Below are 19,988 nucleotides of genomic sequence, written 5' to 3' on the forward strand. Positions count from 1 at the left end.
ATTTGTCAAGGAGAGAAAATTTGCTGAAGAAAAATACAGCTTCTTTTTTTAACTATTTTTGAGATTTTTTTTACAAGTATGGCGTTAGCTCATCCAAAATATCTTGAGTCGAAATCACACATTTTGCCCCTTCCTGAATTAGCTGCAGACAGCCGGTGGCCCGAGGATTATCACAGGCTCCCGGAAATGCGAAGACTTCCCGACCAAAGTCTAACGCCATTTGTGCTGTAATCAGTGAACCGCTGCGTTGTCTTGCTTCGACAACGCAGGTCCCCACAGTCAATCCGGCGATAATTCGATTACGCATTGGAAAATGATAGCGTAGCGGCTGAGTGCCATCAGGGTATTCAGATAAAATCAGATGTTCCTCTGCTAATTTCTTTTGCAAATAATAATTTTCCTTGGGATAGGTTCGATCCAAGCCGCAGCCGACGACCGCAATCGTTCGCCCCTGTTTTGTTACCGTTAGTTTATGAGCTAGACTATCGACACCTTTAGCTAAGCCGCTGACAATTGTAAAATTATGTTCAATCAATTCCGGCAATACCTGCTGAACAACTTTGCCAGCCTGTTCAGAAGCATCCCGCGTACCGACTATTGCAAGAGCTGATGTTTTCAAAAAATCCAAATTACCCTGATAAAAAAGCAAGCTCGGCGGATTATAAATTTCCTGCAAAAATAAAGGATACTTTTCATCCAAAATTGTAAAAAAAGGTCGCTGATTCTTTTCCGCCATAATTTGTGCTTTGGGCCAAGAATCATAAAAATCCAAACGATACTTCTCAATCCGAGCAATCCGCTGAATCTCATACAAACTCAACTGAGTCGTCTCATTCGCTAGACAAAAACGCAGGACTTTAAGCCGACCAAGATTACCAATTCCTCTGCAATAAACCAATCGTAACACTAATTTTTTTAATTCATTTAACATAAAAAAACCTCTTTTCTGAAATACTTTCAATAGTATTCGCAGAAAAAAGATTCTTTCATCTTACATATCCTTAATAGGCGCAAAACTGCGGCGATGGATTGCTGTGATACCGAATTTTTCTAAACCAGCCAAGTGTTCTTTCGTGCCGTAGCCGGCATTTTTTTCAAAGCCGTAGCCGGGGTAAACTTCCGCAAACTCCTGCATCATTTGATCCCGTGTTTCCTTGGCAACAATACTTGCCGCTGCAATCGAAATCGAGCGGGCATCCCCTTTAATCAAATTTTCTTGGGGAAGATTATTGGCAAGTTTCATGGCATCGATTAGTAAAAAATCAGGCTGCGGTTCTAACTGATCAATTGCCGCCTGCATCGCCAGCTTCGTCGCTTCATAAATATTGACCTGATCAATTACCTCCGCTTCAATGATACCGACACCGATTGCGACAGCTTGTTTTTTTATTTCTAATAAAAGTGCTGCTCTCTTTTGCTGGGAAAGCTGTTTGGAATCATTAATGCCAATTAAATTGGCATCTGGTTTTAAAATGACTGCCGCACTCACCACCGGGCCAGCTAAAGGACCACGACCGACCTCATCAATCCCAGCAATATACTGGTAGCCCTTGAGGTAAGCCTGCTTTTCAAACTCCTGCATTTTTTGATAATTTTCAATAAGCTGCGCTTCTTTTGCCAAGCGATTTTGCCATTGGTTAAGGGCTGTTTGGACGCCTTTGCGGGAATCATTTTGCCACAGCTGGATACGATTGTCATTTACATCAGAAATCTCGCCTAATTGTTTTTTTATTTCTGCAATTGAGGTTGGCTTCTCAGTCATTTGCTTCACCAAATTCTTCGTAACGATCTAACGTGTAGCCGCCTAATTTGCCCCCGCGAATCTCATGGACAATCATCTCACTACCCCGTTCAAAATCATCACGAAAGCCTCTTTTTTTGGTAATCAGCATGAGCTGTTCAACTGGTGCCAAAAAGATTTCTTCTTCTGAAAAATTATAACGTTCCTGCAAACGTTCCGGATAAAATCGGCTAAAAAATTCTAAGCCATAAAGGGCCATATCATCCAGATGAATCAATTGGTCTTTGATGGCTCCTGTTAAGGCCAATTTTTTGCCAATCTCAGCATCTTCAAACTTCGGCCATAAAATTCCCGGTGTATCTAATAATTCTAAATCAGTACCCATCCGCAACCATTGCTGACCCTTCGTGACCCCAGGCTTATTCCCTGTCACAGCGATTTTTTTACCAACTAAACGATTCATCAGAGTGGACTTGCCAACATTTGGAATACCGATGACCATCGCTCGAATCGCCCGCGGCTTTAGTCCCCGTGCTTTATCTCTAGCAATTTTTTCAGCCAAGGCTTCTTTAGCAGTCGGAATAATTTTTTTCGTCCCTTGATTATCCTGAGCATTAATTGCTAAAGCTTTAGCCCCTTGATTTTTAAAATACTGAACCCACAGCTGAGTCTGTTTAGGGTCAGCTAAATCCGCTTTATTTAACAAGACTAACCGAGGTTTTTGCTGAATAATTTGATCCAACATCGGATTTCTTGAAGACAAAGGTAGCCGAGCATCCACCAGCTCAAAGACAATATCTACATATTTTAATTTTTCAGAGACTTCCCGCCGCGCTTTGGCCATGTGGCCGGGAAACCATTGTATTGTTACTTCATTACTCATTATTGATTTTTCTCCTTGTTTTATAAGCTTTTATATGTTATAAAAGCTTCCATCCATTTCGCCATGCAGCATTATTTTGCAATGAAGATTTCTCGAAAAAGCTGCCTTCATGCTTTCTACAATTTCAATTGCTTACTATTTTTAATCCACTCATTATTTTAAGCGAAAATTCATTTCATTTCCACTTTCATTTCCTTTAATACGCCCCATTGTAGCACAATAAATAGCATTATCGAGCTGCTATTTTTTAATATTTTCCAAAATCTTATGTGAATTGTATTGATAAAATTCTTGGTTTTTTGCCCCATTCTATTTGTCACCTATTAATGATTCGCTACCCTGAAGAGCTGCCCAAGCAAAAAACACCTATCAAAATTAATTTTGACAGGTATTTTTGATAATCGCTTATTTTGCGTTTATATTTAAAAAGAAAGTCACAATTTGACTTTAATTATCCATCACCAACAAAGATTTTATCGCAATTCGTTCATCCATCGCAGCATAAGCAGCTTGCACATCGTCTAAAACAAATTGTTTGTTGAATACTTTACCGGGATTAATTTCACCTTGTGAAACGGCCTCCAATAAAATAGCTCTATCATGAGTTGTTACTGCCGCAACACCGCCTCGCAAGCCAATATTACGCCAGAAGAGTGCGTTTGTATCTAACTCATCAATATGAGGCACCCCTACCCGGCCTACAACTGCTCCAGGACGACCAACTTTCACGGCAGTTTCGATGGATTCTTTCGTGCCAACACATTCTAGGACAGCATCGGCACCAGCTTCAGTTAATTCCATGATTTTGTTGACCGCATCTTCACCACGTTCAGCGACAATATCAGTTGCTCCAAATTCGACAGCTAATTGTTGACGATCTTCATGCCGGCTCATGGCGATAATTCTTTTGGCGCCTAATAATTTTGCTCCAATAACACCACAGAGACCAACAGCACCATCACCCATCACCACCACGGTGTCGCCTTCCTTGACTTCCGCAGTTTTGGCTGCATGGAAACCAGTCGCCATTACATCTGCTAAAGTTTGGAAAGATTTTAACATGTCATCGGAATAATCCTCAGGTTGACCAGGGATTTTTACTAGTGCCCAGTTAGCACTGACATAGCGAATATATTCGGCTTGGAAACTGCTTGAGCCAGCTGAATGAGTCAGGCAATCACCATCAAAACCTGCAAGACAAGCCGCACAATGACCGCATCCATGTGTAAATGGTACAATTACAAAATCGCCAACTTTAACGTTTGTAACATCTTCACTGACTTCTTCGACAACACCGATGGCTTCATGTCCTGCTGTACTCCCTTTTTCTTTATCAGAGATCCCGCGGTACCACCATAAATCAGAGCCACAAACACTGGCTCTCACGACACGAATGATTGCTTGGTCTGGCCCATTAATTTCTGGTTTTTCAATATCTTGAATTTCCATTTTTCCTGGTTCTACAAAAATTGTTGCTTTCATAATTGGTTCTCTCCATTCATTTTTAGTATAAAATCTGTTATTCAAGTTTTATTTTAGTGTAATAGGCTTTATTCCACTCATTTTATTTTTAATAAAATGATGGTTTAGGAAAATCTGTATCAGGTTCACTGACTCCTAAACTAGTATTTTTATACGTGTCTAAATCTTCTAGAATATCCATTACTAATTGCGTCACCGCTTCTCTAGAGACTTCCGCTCCAATGAAAGGCTCACCCTTTTGACTAATGGCGTACTGCACATTTCCAGGTTCGTTATATAACCAGGTTAAACGCAACAGAGAATAATTCAAACCAGAATTTTCGATAATTTCTGCCGCTTCTTTATGCCGACGTGTACCTTCTGCTCCAACCATGCGGGCATTCCATTTGCCAAATTCACCAATTACTTCATCATAAATCCCTAGAATTGTGGCGCCAATTATCCAAGGTACATTTTGCTTTTTCATAGCTGCGACAATTGTTCCCGTTGCTTTCGGTGAATTCATATCATTCAGATAAACAACATCTACCCCGTTCATAGCGGCTTCCAGTTGTTCTTGATTGTTAAAATCCCCTGAAACAATTGTTACTCTACTTGGATCAACATTCTTAATGCACCTTTCTGCCTGACGCGCATATAAGACTAAATCATCAGTTGTCTCTTGAAGTAATCTTGTAGTAAAGATTTTAGAAATTTGACCTGCTGCACCTAAAATTAATAGTTTCATAGACGTTAGCCTCCATTTTCCTTTGATAATTTAAATTTTTTCAATGAAATCTTTTTAATACGAAATGTTTTCTAACCAATCGTTGACCCGATTGCTCGCTTCATCCTGTTCCTCCTGAGCCATTTGACCACGAATAGTAAAACCCTCTAAAACAGTCGCATCCGGTTGTGCTGTTTGAATGCTGGAAATGGTACTGGCCAAGTTACTACCTTCATTGGTAGAAAATGGAATGATCGTTTTTCCAGAAAAATCATAGGTTTCTAAAAAGGTATACATGGCCATCGGCATATCCGCCCACCAAATGGGATACCCCAGATAAATTACATCATACTGTTCAGGATTTTCAATGGTTGTCGCAAGTTTAGGGCGTGCGTTAGCAGTCCGCTCCTCTTGGGCAATCTCCGTCATCGAATCGTAACTTTCGGGATAGGTTTCCACCGTTTCAATCTGAAATAAGTCTCCACCAACTTGATCATGAATCATTTCAGCCAATAGTTCGGTATTACCTCTCTCAACATACCCGACGTTATAATTTTCACCAGCTCGGGAAAAGAAGGCTACGAGAATCGTTTCATCTGTGGCTGGAGTCGGCTGATTCCTGCTAGAAGCTTCAGTACTTTGCTGGCTACTATTTTGCGACTCAGCCACTTGTGTGTTACTTGAGTTAGACATTGTACCTCTGGAAGCCCCACCATCTGAAGAGCATCCACTTAGAGTGCCTAACAAAAAAACACCACCCATTAGTCCAAAAATTTTTCTCATCTGATTCTCGATTCTCCTCTAGTCTAATTATTAAATTTGCTAGTTATCACACCAAATCTGCTTAATTTTTTTGAAACAAGCTCGAATTTTGTAATATCTTTTTAACGATTATTTTTACTCGACAATATCTGTTGACCCGGCTAAATCTATTTGAGTTTTAAAATCTGCTAAACGTTTTTCAAGTGTATCAATTGTGGCGGTTAACGCAATGCTCCCTAAAACCATTCGTAGTGGTGCTGGTTCAATCTCAACACTTGCGATAATTTTTTCTGCCATTTTTTTGGGATCTCCAGGAGCTAAGCCATTCGCTGGATCTAACATTGATAAAAAGGCATGGGTGGGATTACCATTATATTCTGGCATTAATTTGGCAACTTGAGCAGAACCGTAGCGGAATTCTGTGCGAGCCCCGCCAGGTTCAACAATTGTCATGCCAATATTAAACGGCGCAACTTCTTGAGCAACCGATTCGACAAATCCTTCAATGCCCCATTTCGTTGCGTGATACATGGAATTTCCAGCAAAAGCCACTTGACCACCATAAGTCGACATTTGAATAATCCGACCGTGACCTTGTTTTCTCATATGGGGTAAGACTGCACGAATCATTTGAATGGAGCCCGTTAAATTCGTCGCAATAATATGATTGACTTCTTCATCACTCAATTCTTCTGCGGCACCAAATAATCCGTAACCAGCATTGTTAATCAGGACATCTATTTGTATGTCATGGGCATAAATTTTTTCAATTAATTCTTGAATCGCCCTTTGATCGGTCACATCCAAATATTTTCTAAAAAAAGTATCCGGATATTCTTTGATTAAATGATGGACATTTTTATCATTGCGGACAGTGCCTATGACTGTTTCCCCTTTAGCTAATAATTGTTTGGTCATTTCATACCCAAAACCACTGCTGACACCGGTAATTAAATAAGTTTTTGACATGTGTTTTTCCTCCATTTTTTAAGCATAAACTGCTTCAGTTTCGCCTTCTAATGCTTCAATATTTGCCATTCGAAAAGCAATAGCTGTCATCGACGCTTGCATTTCGTTAATTTTTTCTTGTAAACTTGCCTGTTGTTCCGCCAAGATTGCTTTTCGTTCATTGAGAGTTGCATCGCCACCATCATCATACAACTTGATATAACGAGTACTGGCATCAATCGATAGCCCGCTGTCTCGCATTTCTTTGGCAAAGCGCAACCAACATAAATCATCAGGAGTGAAGTTGCGAACACCATTTTCGTTGCGGGAGAGGGGTGGCACCAAACCAATTTTTTCATAATAACGGATAGTGTCAGGTGTTAACTGTAGTGTTAAGCTGGCTTCTTTAATATTCATTGAAATCGCTCCTTTAAGGATGTTGGTTGTAGTAAGAATTGTTTAAACTCAAATTTATTTTGCATTGGCATTGACACAAGCCAATGCATTTAAACTTCTGGGATACCCGATAAATGGTAGAACCTGTGAAATGATCTTAATTAGAAATTTCTTGTCATTGCCAATTCGCATATTGGTTTTTGAATGGAAAGTCAGTTGTGGTTCACAACCACCCTGAGCTAAAAGAAAACAAAAGGTAATCATTTCTCGCTCTTGATGGGTCAATCCATTTCTGGTGTAGTAATCACCAAAACAATTATCCGTCAACCATTTATTGATATGTCGCGATTCCTCTGGGCCGCTGGTCGCAAAACTTTCCATTTGCGGGCCAACGATAGCCACCAATGTTTCGCCACCTTTGACTAAGCGATTTTCGGTTGTGGTAGTTGCTTGTCCTTCAAGGGGTAGCGGAATACCAAGTGATTCAATAATTTCATTGGTAGCTTTTAGGAATGGAAACACTCGGCCAATTCCTAAATAAGCGACGCTTTGATAGACAATTTCTTTAATTTCAATTGGCGTGACACCAAAGTTCAGAGCAGCAGGCACCATTGCTTTAAACTCATCAATACTTTGGGAACCCAATAATGTCGCCAAAATTGCTATAAATCGTGTTTTATCTTCTAAATCCACTTCTTCAATAACCTCATCAAAAGCGAAATTATCAAAGCGTTCAATAAATTCCGGATCGGTTCTTAGAAAGTCCGAGACATAGCCAGGAAACATTTTTTCGTGAAATTCTTGAGCATTTGGGGTTAAATTCATTTTATTTTCCTCATTTCATTTGTTGTTCTCTACATGGATTAGTATAGATGCCAAACAATAATGGAACAATTTGTCTTTCTTATCTCATGGATAAGTTTTACTTATGCAAAAAAACCTGCGAGTTTTTCCCCACAGGCCGTAATTTATATTCAAAATGCAATTTACTTTTCTAATTCAAACAACTTGTGCAACAAGCTGGCAAATTCTTCCATATAATAATTTGTCCGTTCTTTTTTCCAAAAGGCACAATAATTTCGGACTAACGCTTTCCCATTTTTAACTAGTGGCAAGCGATTCACTGAAATTGCCGGACTTGGTAGTGTTCCAGCAGCTTCAACAGGTAAAAATCCGCGATTGCCAATCACCATCATTCTAGCTTCCTCTAAACTTTCCGCGAAAAGAAAGGTACCATTAAAACCTAATGTGTTTCGATAAAAATCTTCTTCAAAGGCTTGTTGATCTTTACTAGCAATCAAAATGCAAGGTGTGGTGTTCAATTCTTCAATATCAATTTCACTTTTTTTACTAAGTGAGTTTCTAGCAGAAATTTCAATATATACTTCTGGTTTAATTAGTTCATAATTGACATAGTCTTCTGAAAAAGCTCGTCTTTGGTCGCTTAAAACTACGTCCACTGTATTCTGACGCAGCTCTTGATATAATTCTTCATGGGTACCATTGACAATATTAATGGACACCTCTGGATAGGTTTCCGAAAATTCAGCAATCGCTTGATGCAGCTCTTGACCACTGTAAACCCGTAAATACCCCAAATTCAATTGCGCTTCATCATTTTCGCCGATTCTTTTGGTCTCGGAAACTACTTGATCAATATCTGCCAACACTCGTTTGGCTTCCCGATAGAAATAATCTCCGGCAGGCGTCACTGTAAATTTCCGATGTTGTCGCTGCAACAACTCAACCCCTAACTCCTCTTCTAAAGCTTGTATTTGTTGTGAAATCGCCGACTGCGAGACAAACAACTCTTCTGCAGCTTCTGTGAAACTATTTTTTTCGACAACAGTTACAAAATAGTTCATCTGTTTAAAAAGCATTTCCTCACCACTTCTATTTTCGATAAATTAAGTAAAGCAGAAATTCCGTTAATAGGCAAGGAAAGCTAAAAAAGCTCAAACACGTTAACTTTCTGAACCTTAGATTATTTTATACTATTAATTTTCTCTTCTGATGCCAATCATCAGGTTAGCAAAACCTAGCATCTCTATTTTTTTAATAAATAAAAGCACCTTTTGATTCGATTGCTCGTGACGAATAGATAATTAGCGGTAAAGAGTCAACATCCCAAACTAGCTTAAACGTATTAATAATTTTGCCACGAGCGAGCCCCTTCATTCTATTGAGAAAATTGACAAAGCTACGGTACTCTTTATTTTAATTTAGCCATATATAAGCTTTCAATATACCCGCCAGTGTTTTAGCATCCTGTCGATTCACTATAAACTCGGTTTAAAAAAATCCGTTAGAAACACCCTCCCTGCTAAGTAATCAACGAATTATTTATTTATAGTTTCCTCTTGACTTGGAGCGCACTCCAACTGATACGCTAAGTTCAATTCAAGAAAGAAAGAAGGAATAAAGAATGAAAAAGTATTAATTATCGGTGCAACTGGTTCAATTGGTCGAGTAACAAGGCAAACTTTTTTAGATGAAACAGATGATCAGTTAACATTGTTTTCTAGAAATGCCCACCGTATCAGTGGAATTAATTCTGAAAGAGAAAAAGTAGTTTCAGGTAGCGTGCTGACTAACAAAGATTTAGATGCTGCTATGGAAAATCAAGATGTCGTTTTCGCTAGCCTCAGTGGCAATCTGAAAAAAATGGCCGAAGCAATTGTCGCCTCTATGAAACGTGTTGGAGTAAAAAAAATTATTTTTATCTCTTCTATGGGAATTTATAATGAAATCCCTGCTTCAGTCGGTGCCTCTGGCAATTTGAGTAGCAATCCAACTTTAAGAACCTATCGTGATGCAGCAGATGTGATTGAAAATTCAGGATTGGATTATACAGTTGTTCGTCCTGGTTGGTTTGACAGCTCCAATGACACAAATTATCAAGTAACACTTAAAGGAGAACCTTTTGGTGGACATGATGTGTCTCGTAAAAGTATTGCGGATTTAGTTGTGAAGATTGCTGATAGTGACACTCTTTATGTAAAAGAAAGCGTGGGCATTAATCGACCTGAATAATATTAAAAACTTTATCTAAAAAAAACCAGTCATCTAAAATTCAGATAACTGGATTTTTGCTTTACCTTTATTTCTGCCTAAATATCAATACATACTAGCAACAGCTTGTAGAATAATCCATCGATCATTGATTTTCTCAAGAGACATCTTTAATTGCAAAGGCCAAGTTCCATGACTTCCGTGGATGATGGCTTCTACTCGATTACGACCAATTAGCTCAGCCTTATCTCCCTGAATTTTTATCTCAGCATCATCTTCATGGCTAGCTATGTAATTCATACCTCCACTTGCAATTTCTTTTAACCAGACTGTCTTTTCCTGTTTTAAACCTGACATATGGCGTAGGAAAAAGTTTGGTGCTAAACTCTGGTTTAACTTTTCAATATCGGCAGCAACCATCCATCTGTGATGGTTTCGGTAAGCCTCTAAAATAACTACCTCTTCTGAATTTTTCATGGTATTCCTCTCCTAAAAAAATTTTCATCATGTAGACTCTTTTCTATTTTTTACACTAGCGTTTTGGTTATTGTGAAAGAAGGGCGTGAATAAAAGTTAAAGAATTGAATTAATAAAAAACAGAAGCAATTGATTTTGCTTCTGCTTGATACCTTTTATATTCGTTACAGCTTCTGGCTGAAGGCATCAATTAATCAAATCATTAACCCAAGACTCTTAAACCTTTTCACTGGGCGCTAATTAGAAAAAAGATTGAATTTTCAATTTATCCTTCATTATTTTTCAGGTGCCAAGTCACCATACCAATAAGAAGCCGTCACGCCTGCATCCATTAGAAAATCACTTCCAGAAATGAATGAACCTTTATCAGACATTAATAATTCGGCAACATTCGCCACTTCATCAGCCGTACCCGCTCTGCCAACGGGTGAGCCATCAATCATGCGGCGGTAACCTTCTCCACGTGGACCGTTCAATTCATCGTTTGCAAGGGGGGTGATAATAATTCCGGGGCTAACTGAATTAACTCGTGCTCCACGTTTGCCCCATTTTACAGCTTCAGACATTACCCGCAAAACGTTACAACGTTTAGACAATTGATAAGCATGCAAGGTATCTTTCACATTTTCAGGTTGTAACATTTCTAGATTCAATAATTCTTCTGTTGTAGTTGTCGCCAATAATTGACTTTCGTCTTCAGATAAAGTTCCTAAACGGTGACCAGATTGTGATGAAATCACCACCCCACTGCCGCCTTCAGCGATGACTTTGCCAAATTCTTCTAATAATACTGCCGTTCCATATAAGTCAACTTTCAAAATAGCTTCAATCGGTGCTTGTGATGGTGAAACGCCGGCACCATTAATAAAGCCAGTAATCTTTCCATAACTTTGTGCTGTTTTGACAAGGGCTTGAATCGATTCTCTTGATGAAATATTTACTTGCACCGCACTTGTTTCAAAGCCAGCATTAAATAAATCGGTTGCTACACGTTGGGCATTTTCCAATGATAAATCCGCCACAACTAAATGTTTACCATTACTTATCCGACGTGCAATCGCAACGCCAATTAAACCCGCTCCAGTTAATACAACAACGTCTTTTGTTTTACTCATTTCAAATTCCTCCAAAGTTTTTTTATGTTCTTTCTGATACTTATTTTAGACTTTTTAAAATTTGAAACAATTTCAATTACTAATCTCATGAATAAGTTTTACTAATGCAAAACTTATTCGACATTTGCTGCCATTAGAACTAATCCCTTAGCACAGGAAAAACTAAACTTTTTAGCATTGATAAAAACAGATTTTCTATTTGTTTAACTTTTATGTTGTTTTTTTAGAGAACTAACAAAAGCTTCAAAAATAAAAATCGTGGTTTTTATCCAATTCTCAAATTTTCTATATAGTTTCAAAAACTATATTGTATAGTTGCGATAATTTTGTTATCATGTTTTAGAAATTATGGAGGAGTTCTAATGGAAGATAAATTAAAAATTTGGGGAGAAGAACTGGCTGAGGTTCATCTGCCCCGTTGGGATGAGCTGCCTGACCTAGATTTATATATGGATCAAGTGCTACACCTTGTAGATAATTATTTCAAAAAATTTATCTCGAAGGATAAACCGCCTTTATTAACCAAGGCGATGGTCAATAATTATGTCAAGTTGCAGTTGATTCCTGCACCTGAAAAAAAACGATACAGTCGACGTCATCTGGCATTTTTAATTGCAATTACCTTATTGAAGCAAGTCTTAACGATTCCAGAAATTCGCGCAGGGATTTTGTTTCAAGGTCAGCATGATGGCATTCGCAATGCTTATAATATTTTCTGCGAAGAGCAGGAAAAGGCTTTGCAGATTGTTGCGCTGCAGGCTCAGGGAAAAGCCAGCGAAGGGATTTTTAGCGAGGTCAACTCCCCTTATTATTTGGCGGTTAAATCAGCGGCCTTTGCTTTTGCGGCAAAATTGTTAGCAGAAGAAGCAATTCGCTTAGAAGATGAACGTATGAAAGTTGAGGAAAATAGTGATGAACAAACATAAAACAGCCATTTTAGTCGATTCTGGCACCGATGTCCCTACCGAAATTAGCCAACAGGAGCATTTTTTTACCATCCCGTTAAAAATTATTTACCAAGATGGTGAGTACACCGACAAAGTGGATATCTCCGCTGAAGAAATTTATCAGCGGCTGCCAATTGAAATACCTAAAACCTCTTTACCAGATGGTGAAACCATCCAAGCAATTTTTGATGAGATAAAAGCACAGGGCTATAAAAAAGTTCTAGCGATTACTATTTCCAGCGGCTTGAGCGGCACCTACAATGCCGTTAGATTATTAGGTGAACAATATGAAGGTCTTGATATAACGATGATTGATACAAAAAATATCGGGATTGGCGCTGGCTTTTTAGCGATTTTAGCTGATCAATGGCTCAATGAAGACTATTCATGGAGCACTCTTTTAGAAAAAATTGATCAGCAAATTGAAAAAGATAAAGTCTTCTTTAATGTTGCCACGCTGGAATATTTGCAAAAGGGTGGTCGTATTGGCTTAGTCGCTTCCATTTTAGGCAATGCTTTAAAATTGGCGCCAATTATTTCTTGTAATGAAAATGGCGTTTACCACACCGTGGCCAAAACCCGTGGCCGCAAAAAAAGTCTGGAAAAAACTGTTGAGCTGGTTAAAAAATTTATCGGCAATCATCAGCGATTTAACTTGGCTGTGGCCCATGGCGATGCCCTTGAAGATGCCGAAATGATGCAACAACAGCTGCAGCAGGTTTTTCCAACTGCCAATAAAATTTATTTTGGGCAGATTTCACCGGCCCTAGTGGTTCACACTGGCCCTGGCTTGCTAGGCGTTGGCGTTCAACTGTTGGATTAATGACAGTTAGCTAGCTTAAAATAGAGCTGGTGAAAGCATCCGCTTTTATTTTAAAAATTTGGATAACAAAAAACTTGTGCCCTCTCTGAGACAATTACCAAAAATTAACATTTGGAAATTGCCTCATTCATGATGATGGCACAAGTTTTTATTTTGTTTCAACAATTGAAAATTGAGATTCTCGATATTACATTAGCCTTTGGTGTCGTTACCGGTACCAAAATCTTTCTGCAGAGCCTGCATGGCCGCCTTAAATTTTAAAATCTGCTCCTTGCGTCTAGGAATATTAAAGTTATCGCCAACCTCCTGGCGTGTATATTCCCCGCAGATAACAGTCGGATCAACTCCAAAAGCCTGAAAAGCTTCCTCCACAACCTCTGCCCCAGTTTGAAAACCAGGCGTACCCGGGGCAACCTCTGCAAAGTTTTGACCAATCGTATTTCCCGGTAAAATCGCCAGCACATCGATTCCAAAATCTGACAGCTCACCCCATAATGCTTCTGCCAGCGTGAAGGCATAGGCTTTAGTTGCCGAATAGGTTTGGATATAAGGACTGCCGACCACGCCGCCGCTAGAAGAAAGTAAAATAATCCCGCCTTTGCCCCGCTTTTTCATTTGTTTTGAAAAATGTAGGCTCAAAGTCAGCATACTTTTGGTATTTGCATTCAAGCGGTACAATTCAAAGTCGATATCCCGCTCAGTAAAAAGTGCCATACTAGCTAGGCCAACATTGTAAACGAGAAAGCCGATTTCTAAATCATCGGTCGCCGCTTTAACCTGTGATAAAATTTCATCATCGCCAAAATCAATTGTTAGTCCCCTTGTGGCAACACCAAAATCTGCTTCCAATTTTTTTTGTTTATTCGCAATTTTTTCTGCGTGTCTGCCGGTCACCACAACATTCATACCCTCTTTAGCCAAACGATCGCAAAATGCTCCTCCCATACCTTCAGAGCCGCCAGCAACAAAAGCCCAAGTACCGTATTTTTCTTTGAAGCTCATTTACCTCACCCTTTCTTAGAGCGCTTTCTTATCTAATCCTAACCTGTTTAATTGGTGCTGACAAGAGGTAACTTTGGAAAATTTCACAAAGTCAGCGGATATATGATCAGTAGCAAGGCAAATTTTTTTCTACTTAAAAATTATTGACAGCTTAGACAAAAATAGCATTTGTGAATCGGTATTGTTTCAAAATTTTATTTATTTTCTGAGACTCAGCAAATGCTGTGCGTTTTAAAAACCCGGCAAAACTTGCTCTAATCAGCTTTAAGATAAATTTTTTAAAAATCCACCCCACCTGTACTAGCTTGATTTACCTGTTGATTCGTTAATAACAATAGAGAAATGAGAAGCGGTAAAGCGAATTTTTTATTCACACCCATTAATTACTGGAAGTGAGCAAATGGAATCATCTTTTCAACAAGCTTTATCTTTAGATTGCTTGTTGAATTTTAATTTCAAGAAAACTATTCTTCTGAATACTGTATAATGTTAGTGATAGCACCTATCAACTTTTGCGAATTTCATAAGTGTTAAGTAACCCAATATTGTCTCATGAAATTATTGACAGACTGTAAAAATTAATTAACAAAAAATAAATTTATCAACGAGGAGTGACAAGATGTCCCTATTAATCCGTGAAACGACAGAAAAAGATTTTCAAACAATTTACGATGTAGAATATCGAGCTTTTAATGAACCGGCTGAAGCTGACCTCACAGAAAAACTGTTAAAGGAACCCACAACAGAAGCATTATCCCTTTTAGCCTATCAAGATGATTTGCCGGTGGGACATATTGTATTCACCAAAGCCCGCATTCAAAGTTTTGAAGATAAAATTTCAGCGATGGTCTTAGCCCCCTTAGCCGTTATTCCTAGTCATCAGCGTCAAGGAATTGGCGGCGAACTGATTCGATCTGGCTTGAAGATTTTACAGGAGAAAGCTGTCGATATTGTTTTTGTTTTAGGTCATATTGAGTACTATCCTCGTCATGGCTTTCAGCCGGCCATGGCCTATGGGTTGCAACCGCCGTTTCCAATCCAAGCTGGTTTAGAGGATGCCTGGATGGTGCAAGCTTTAAAGCCGCTTGATTTGAAAAAATTTGCCGGACAAGTCGCCACAAATAAAATCTTGGATCAACCAGAATATTGGTAAAAAAATAAGTTAAGCTCTATTAATGAAGCGAGCTCTCAAAATTAGATTTTAGTCTATCCTTGAGAGCCCGCTTCATTTAGTAGCTTAACTTTTTTTATCATTAGTTTTTGTAAAACCTCAAAGCAAAACTACCTGCGAAAATTTTTTGCAATAGAATTTAGCTTACTTCAAAGATGGTACCAACAACTTGATAGCCCTGTTTTTGGTAATAGCCATCGGCATCGCTGGTGATGTACAGCGGCTCGCTTGGATGCAGTTGTTGGACTTGCTCAATCAGCTGACGACCAATTTGACGCCCACGAAAGCGTTGATCCACCAATAAATCTAAAACATAAATTCCAAAGCCATCGTCATTTTTACAGCGGATATAGCCATTGATTTGGTCTTCGATTTCCGCCACAAAAGCAATTGAGCGGCTCATGCAAAGTTCGTATTTTTCTGCTAAAGCTTCAGAATTATAAGTCCATTCTTCCCCTTCTCTAGTCATCAAAGCAAAAAGCTCTTGGATATCCGTTTCCTGATACCTTCTAATTTTCATGTTGCCCTCCTAATAAATGAAACAGCTAATTTTTATTAAAAAGAAAGCTGTAACTCCATCTCTTTCAATTATTATACCGAAAAGAATTGTAAATCAGAGCATTTTTTGTCCTGTATCAAACAATAAAAAAAAATCTCGCCATCTGCAAAATATTATCAAGTAAAAGTTTAGGTAAAAACAAAAACATGGAGAGCTTTAAACATCCACAAAGCTCTCCACATTTTTAGCGGGTAAAGGTCCAATAATGAATTGCTTGGCCAGCAATTTCTTCCGCTGAATAGCGTTTTTCAAGATGATTTTTACTTGGATCGTCATTAGGATCGTTGACGGCAATACCCTCTGTCTGCCAATCTCTTAAAACTAAAATGTGCCCACCTTGAGTGAACTCACCTGCCGTTACAGATGCAACAACTGGTATTCCTTGTTCTAAATAAGTTTGTGCAGCATAGATATCATCACCTAAATCGACATATTGTAGCTGATAGGCAGCCGCAAAGTCAGCGAAAATTTGCCATGAGGTGCCGGCGTCCGCCACATAATAATTATTTTGGGCCCAGTTTAAAATCTCTAAAGGAGAAATCTCTTGATTCTGCCAATAGGACAAGACCATTGCCAACGAAGCAATCCCACAACCATTCGTGGCCAACGTATTTTCACTGAGAGGGTCATCGCTGAACCCATATTCAGTTTCAGCCCACTGCTCATCAGTTTGCAAAATTAACGGGGCAACCTGCTGCTCATTTTCGGCTTGGAGCTTTTGGTTAGCTTCTTTGGCAAAAGCTGTTTGACTGATGGAGGCTTGAAAAATAGTTAGATTCTCAAAAGGGGCCTTCGTTAAAAACCAAGTAAAGCCTAATAATAATAACAATCCGGCTAACAGCAACTGCGCTGATTTATTTTTGCGTCGAGGATTTCTCCGTTTACTCATTTTATCTCCTTTTCAGACTACCAGCTTTGCTGGGTATTTTTTATAGTCTTAAGCCAAGTGGATTAAAAAATCCTTAAAAAGTATTCTAGCCTAGCGAAATTGATTCTCGCTTGGGTAAGACTGTTAAATATCATCCTTAGTCTCAGCTTAAACTATCTAAGGAAAAACTGAATTCGTTTTTCGTCTCTTCTTTCTGCCTAAAATCCCTTTTATTTCTGACAATTTTATGGCAGGAATTATCTAGTGTTCATAGTTATTTTACATGATAACGATTTTTAAGCTTTATTACCACCGGCTAAAGTCTGACTTTACGTTTCTTTAGATAGCAGTCAAGATTTGATAAAAAGAACAGATTAATGAATTGAAAAGACTGTCGTGGATTGAAAAAGCTTTTTTGTTGCTGAAAAAAGCTCAAAGACAACGAAACAGATAAAAAGATGCAAAATCAGCAAGCTTGTTTAAGTTATTCTGAGCATTCAGCGCTTTCCATTTAAAGAACTTCCTACAAAAACAGCGTTTTTTACATCACATTTCTGAATTTTATTTTGATTAAGTAGTTGAAAAACAAGCTATTGTTTTACCGGTAAAGGGGCCTATGCTATCATTAAAATGACAAGTTTTTTGTTGTCTTTAAAAACTCTAAGGGGGAAAACTATGAAACGGACTGCATCTGGAAAGTTTACCGGTGGGATTATCTTCAGCCCTTCCACCAAGGCCTTAAAGGAAAGATGGAATGTTCAGCAGGAAAAGTCAATTTATTTCCAGCCTGATCGCGTGTATATTCCTTTGCAACAGCAAATCGGTGCACCAAGTGAAGCAGTCGTCGAAAAAGGGGACGTAGTCAAACAAGGGGATGTTATTGGGCAGGCCGGCGGATTTGTCGGTGCAACTATCCATGCTAGTATTTCGGGAACCGTCAAAAAAATTGTTGACTGGCCGGATGCTTCAGGCAATCAAGTGCCAACTGTCGTGATACAAAGGGATAAAAATGCCCCTGAAGTTAGCTTCAATAAAAAAGATAATTATCAGGCCTTAACAAAAGAGGAATTAATTCAACGAGTTTCTGATGCTGGAATTGTTGGCATGGGAGGCGCAACCTTCCCCACCCACGTCAAATTAACGGTGGATGATGATATCACAGTCAAAAGTATTGTTTTAAACGGAGCTGAGTGTGAACCATTTTTAGAAGCAGACGCTCTGCTGATGGAACAAGAAAGTCAAAAAATCATCACCGGTGCAAAAATTGCTCAAAAAATTTTTGCAGCAGAGGAAATTTTAATCGCCATTGAAACTGATAAGCCAAAAGCGATTGCAACGATGCAAAAAAGCGCAGCAGGATTTGCTGATGTACAAATTGTTCCTGTGCCTACCAATTATCCTCAAGGTGGAGAAAAACAATTATTGGAAAGCTTGTTGCAAATCGAAGTGGCAATCGACGGCGGGCTACCGGTAGAAGCTGGCGCTTATTTAATGAATGTTTCAACTTCAGCGGCTGTTGCTTCCGCAGTTGAAAACAAACAGCCATTAATCAGCCGCTACTGTACAATTTCTGGAGATGTGCGACAAAAGCAAACGGTCATTTTTCCGATTGGCACTTTAGCCGGTGATATCATTGATTTTTGTGGTGGCTTTGACGGCCTGCCGGAAAAAATTCTGATGGGCGGCCCGATGATGGGGAAAGCTCTAGCTACTTTGGATGTTCCTTTAACAAAGTCTAGCAATGGCCTAATTATTATCGGGAAAAAGAGCAACGAAGCCTTTGAAGAAAGTCCTTGCATCCGCTGCAATTTATGCTCGGAGGTATGTCCGATGCGCTTAGAGCCGCAAAATATTGATTTATTTTACCGCCAAGGAAATTCTAAACGCTGTCAGGATTTAAAGGCCGATGCCTGTATTAATTGTGGGGCTTGTTCTTATGTGTGCCCTGCTCGCCGGGATTTGGCTCGTAATATTACGGCTGCCGCTGGTGACATTAAAAAATTAATTGAGGAGGCGAAGGAAAGTGCCTAATCAAGAGTCAACAAAAGAGTATGAATATATTCCCAGTAAAAGTGCTCAAGAATTTGCCCAGGTACAAGACACAGTTGTCGAAGCCTCCCCTCATCTGCGGGGGGACCAGACAACTAGAAAAATTATGCTCTGGGTCATTATCGCTCTTGTTCCAAGTTTTATTGGTGCTGGTTATTATTTTGGTTTCCGGGTCTGGGGTTTATTTTTCCTTGCCATTGCAACAGGTCAGCTTTGCGAAATTCTTTGGTTCAAGCTGCGCAATCGGACATTGACATGGGATTTAAGCGTTGTCGTCACGGCTATGTTGCTGACGATGAATCTACCACCATCAGCCCCGTGGTATTTTCCGGTAATCGGTACAGCGTTTGCGGTAATAATTGTCAAAGAATTTTTTGGCGGCATCGGTTTTAATTTTATTAATCCGGCTTTAGGGGGCCGAGCTTTACTCGTCGCCTTGTTTTTCACGGAAATGTTTAAAATCAGCTGGCCTAATCCGCCCTTTGATCGAATTTCACCAGATATTGTCACCTCGGCCACTCCCTTAGCCATTTTAAAAGAAGGCGGCCTTTTGAGTAATCAGCAATTATTAGATGCCTTTGTAGGAAATATTGGCGGACGTTTAGGAGAAACCAGTAGTATTTTAATTTTAATTGGTGCCGCAATTTTACTGTGGCAAAAAATTATCCATCTGCGGATTCCATTAACGATGTTAGGCACCATTGGGCTATTGGCGTTTATCTTTGGTGGAAATAGTCTTTTTTCAGCAGACTATTCGGTGGTGATTGGTCATGTGATTGGTGGCGGTGCGATGTTCGGCGCCGTTTTTATGGCGACTGATTATTCCTCCACCCCTTCGACAAGAGCAGGAGAATGTCTTTTTGCTGCCGCCTGTGGGATGCTCGTGATGATTTTCCGTTTTTATGGTTTAACCAACGAAGGAGTCAGCTACAGTATTTTAATTATGAACTGTCTGACGCCGCTAATTGATTACCTATTACGAAATCGTGTGCTAGGTGAGCCGGGAAATAAATTCTTGAATATCAAACTCAATAAATAAGGAGGTCC

Annotated in this window: 20 protein-coding genes and 1 pseudogene; 6 read left to right on the forward strand and 15 right to left on the reverse strand. The window is 39.2% G+C overall.

The genetic code is table 11. From position 1 onward, the window contains the following. Nucleotides 1-70 precede the first annotated feature (70 nt). From dprA to AC1Z3S_RS06910, 10 genes are all read right to left on the reverse strand, one after another. Nucleotides 71-931 (reverse strand): DNA-processing protein DprA, encoded by an 861-nt coding sequence (dprA, locus tag AC1Z3S_RS06865; protein ID WP_461739729.1) that lies wholly within the window; start codon nt 929-931, stop codon nt 71-73. A gap of 60 nt (nt 932-991) precedes the next feature. After that, complete coding sequence (locus tag AC1Z3S_RS06870; RefSeq protein ID WP_461739730.1) at nt 992-1,762, reverse strand: ribonuclease HII; 771 nt, start codon at nt 1,760-1,762, stop codon at nt 992-994. Beyond that, nucleotides 1,755-2,624 carry a ribosome biogenesis GTPase YlqF gene (ylqF, locus tag AC1Z3S_RS06875; protein WP_461739731.1) on the reverse strand — a complete coding sequence of 290 codons (870 nt, stop codon included), beginning with the start codon at nt 2,622-2,624 and terminating at the stop codon, nt 1,755-1,757. Before ylqF ends, AC1Z3S_RS06870 begins: the two co-directional genes overlap by 8 nt. A 447-nt stretch (nt 2,625-3,071) precedes the next feature. After that, nucleotides 3,072-4,106 (reverse strand): zinc-binding dehydrogenase, encoded by a 1,035-nt coding sequence (locus tag AC1Z3S_RS06880; protein WP_461739732.1) that lies wholly within the window; start codon nt 4,104-4,106, stop codon nt 3,072-3,074. An 88-nt stretch (nt 4,107-4,194) separates the two neighbouring features. Next, the gene (locus tag AC1Z3S_RS06885; protein WP_461739733.1) at nt 4,195-4,833 is read right to left on the reverse strand and encodes an NAD(P)H-binding protein; all 639 of its coding nucleotides are present in this window, start codon (nt 4,831-4,833) and stop codon (nt 4,195-4,197) included. A gap of 54 nt (nt 4,834-4,887) precedes the next feature. Further along, nucleotides 4,888-5,595, reverse strand: a complete 708-nt coding sequence (locus AC1Z3S_RS06890) for a flavodoxin (RefSeq protein WP_461739734.1) — start codon at nt 5,593-5,595, stop codon at nt 4,888-4,890. Nucleotides 5,596-5,709: 114 nt separating this feature from the next. Then, on the reverse strand, nt 5,710-6,543 hold the full coding sequence (locus AC1Z3S_RS06895; RefSeq protein WP_461739735.1) for an SDR family oxidoreductase: 834 nt from the start codon (nt 6,541-6,543) through the stop codon (nt 5,710-5,712). A gap of 18 nt (nt 6,544-6,561) precedes the next feature. Further along, nucleotides 6,562-6,939 carry a MerR family transcriptional regulator gene (locus AC1Z3S_RS06900; protein WP_461739736.1) on the reverse strand — a complete coding sequence of 126 codons (378 nt, stop codon included), beginning with the start codon at nt 6,937-6,939 and terminating at the stop codon, nt 6,562-6,564. Between the two features lie 54 nt (nt 6,940-6,993). Then, entirely contained in the window at nt 6,994-7,743 is a 750-nt protein-coding gene (locus AC1Z3S_RS06905; protein WP_461739737.1) for a carboxymuconolactone decarboxylase family protein, read from the reverse strand. 161 nt (nt 7,744-7,904) lie between these two features. After that, nucleotides 7,905-8,798: a LysR family transcriptional regulator gene (locus AC1Z3S_RS06910; protein ID WP_461739738.1), complete on the reverse strand. Its 894-nt coding sequence runs from the start codon at nt 8,796-8,798 to the stop codon at nt 7,905-7,907. A gap of 535 nt (nt 8,799-9,333) precedes the next feature. On the opposite strand from AC1Z3S_RS06910, the pseudogene AC1Z3S_RS06915 reads away from it, so the two are divergent. Then, a pseudogene (locus tag AC1Z3S_RS06915) lies at nt 9,334-9,951 on the forward strand (NAD(P)H-binding protein); the annotation flags it as partial. A gap of 84 nt (nt 9,952-10,035) precedes the next feature. On the opposite strand, the gene AC1Z3S_RS06920 reads toward AC1Z3S_RS06915, so the two are convergent. Together AC1Z3S_RS06920 and AC1Z3S_RS06925 are read right to left on the reverse strand one after the other, a co-directional pair. After that, nucleotides 10,036-10,407 carry a nuclear transport factor 2 family protein gene (locus tag AC1Z3S_RS06920; RefSeq protein WP_461739739.1) on the reverse strand — a complete coding sequence of 124 codons (372 nt, stop codon included), beginning with the start codon at nt 10,405-10,407 and terminating at the stop codon, nt 10,036-10,038. Nucleotides 10,408-10,682: 275 nt separating this feature from the next. Further along, nucleotides 10,683-11,522 carry an SDR family oxidoreductase gene (locus AC1Z3S_RS06925; RefSeq protein WP_461739740.1) on the reverse strand — a complete coding sequence of 280 codons (840 nt, stop codon included), beginning with the start codon at nt 11,520-11,522 and terminating at the stop codon, nt 10,683-10,685. A gap of 362 nt (nt 11,523-11,884) precedes the next feature. Between AC1Z3S_RS06925 and AC1Z3S_RS06930 the strand changes: the two genes are divergently transcribed. Both AC1Z3S_RS06930 and AC1Z3S_RS06935 read left to right on the forward strand, forming a co-directional pair. Further along, complete coding sequence (locus AC1Z3S_RS06930) at nt 11,885-12,448, forward strand: DUF1836 domain-containing protein (protein ID WP_461737540.1); 564 nt, start codon at nt 11,885-11,887, stop codon at nt 12,446-12,448. Continuing rightward, entirely contained in the window at nt 12,435-13,292 is an 858-nt protein-coding gene (locus AC1Z3S_RS06935) for a DegV family protein (protein WP_461739741.1), read from the forward strand. The genes AC1Z3S_RS06930 and AC1Z3S_RS06935 overlap by 14 nt, the downstream gene beginning before the upstream one ends. A gap of 192 nt (nt 13,293-13,484) precedes the next feature. Here AC1Z3S_RS06935 and AC1Z3S_RS06940 read toward each other — a convergent pair whose 3' ends face one another. Continuing rightward, the gene (locus tag AC1Z3S_RS06940) at nt 13,485-14,294 is read right to left on the reverse strand and encodes an SDR family NAD(P)-dependent oxidoreductase (protein WP_461739742.1); all 810 of its coding nucleotides are present in this window, start codon (nt 14,292-14,294) and stop codon (nt 13,485-13,487) included. Between the two features lie 619 nt (nt 14,295-14,913). On the opposite strand from AC1Z3S_RS06940, the gene AC1Z3S_RS06945 reads away from it, so the two are divergent. Then, complete coding sequence (locus AC1Z3S_RS06945) at nt 14,914-15,447, forward strand: GNAT family N-acetyltransferase (RefSeq protein WP_461739743.1); 534 nt, start codon at nt 14,914-14,916, stop codon at nt 15,445-15,447. Nucleotides 15,448-15,604: 157 nt separating this feature from the next. Here the strand turns inward: AC1Z3S_RS06945 and AC1Z3S_RS06950 are convergent, their stop codons facing one another. Continuing rightward, nucleotides 15,605-15,985 (reverse strand): GNAT family N-acetyltransferase, encoded by a 381-nt coding sequence (locus AC1Z3S_RS06950; protein ID WP_461739744.1) that lies wholly within the window; start codon nt 15,983-15,985, stop codon nt 15,605-15,607. A 223-nt stretch (nt 15,986-16,208) separates the two neighbouring features. After that, a complete protein-coding gene (locus tag AC1Z3S_RS06955) occupies nt 16,209-16,913 on the reverse strand; it encodes a C39 family peptidase (protein ID WP_461739745.1) in 705 nt (234 codons plus the stop codon). Between the two features lie 654 nt (nt 16,914-17,567). On the opposite strand from AC1Z3S_RS06955, the gene rsxC reads away from it, so the two are divergent. Both rsxC and AC1Z3S_RS06965 read left to right on the forward strand, forming a co-directional pair. Next, nucleotides 17,568-18,923: an electron transport complex subunit RsxC gene (rsxC, locus tag AC1Z3S_RS06960; protein ID WP_461739746.1), complete on the forward strand. Its 1,356-nt coding sequence runs from the start codon at nt 17,568-17,570 to the stop codon at nt 18,921-18,923. Further along, complete coding sequence (locus AC1Z3S_RS06965; protein ID WP_461739747.1) at nt 18,916-19,980, forward strand: RnfABCDGE type electron transport complex subunit D; 1,065 nt, start codon at nt 18,916-18,918, stop codon at nt 19,978-19,980. The genes rsxC and AC1Z3S_RS06965 overlap by 8 nt, the downstream gene beginning before the upstream one ends. Nucleotides 19,981-19,988 lie beyond the last annotated feature (8 nt).

It is taken from the genome of Enterococcus sp. LJL90 (genome assembly GCF_056924355.1).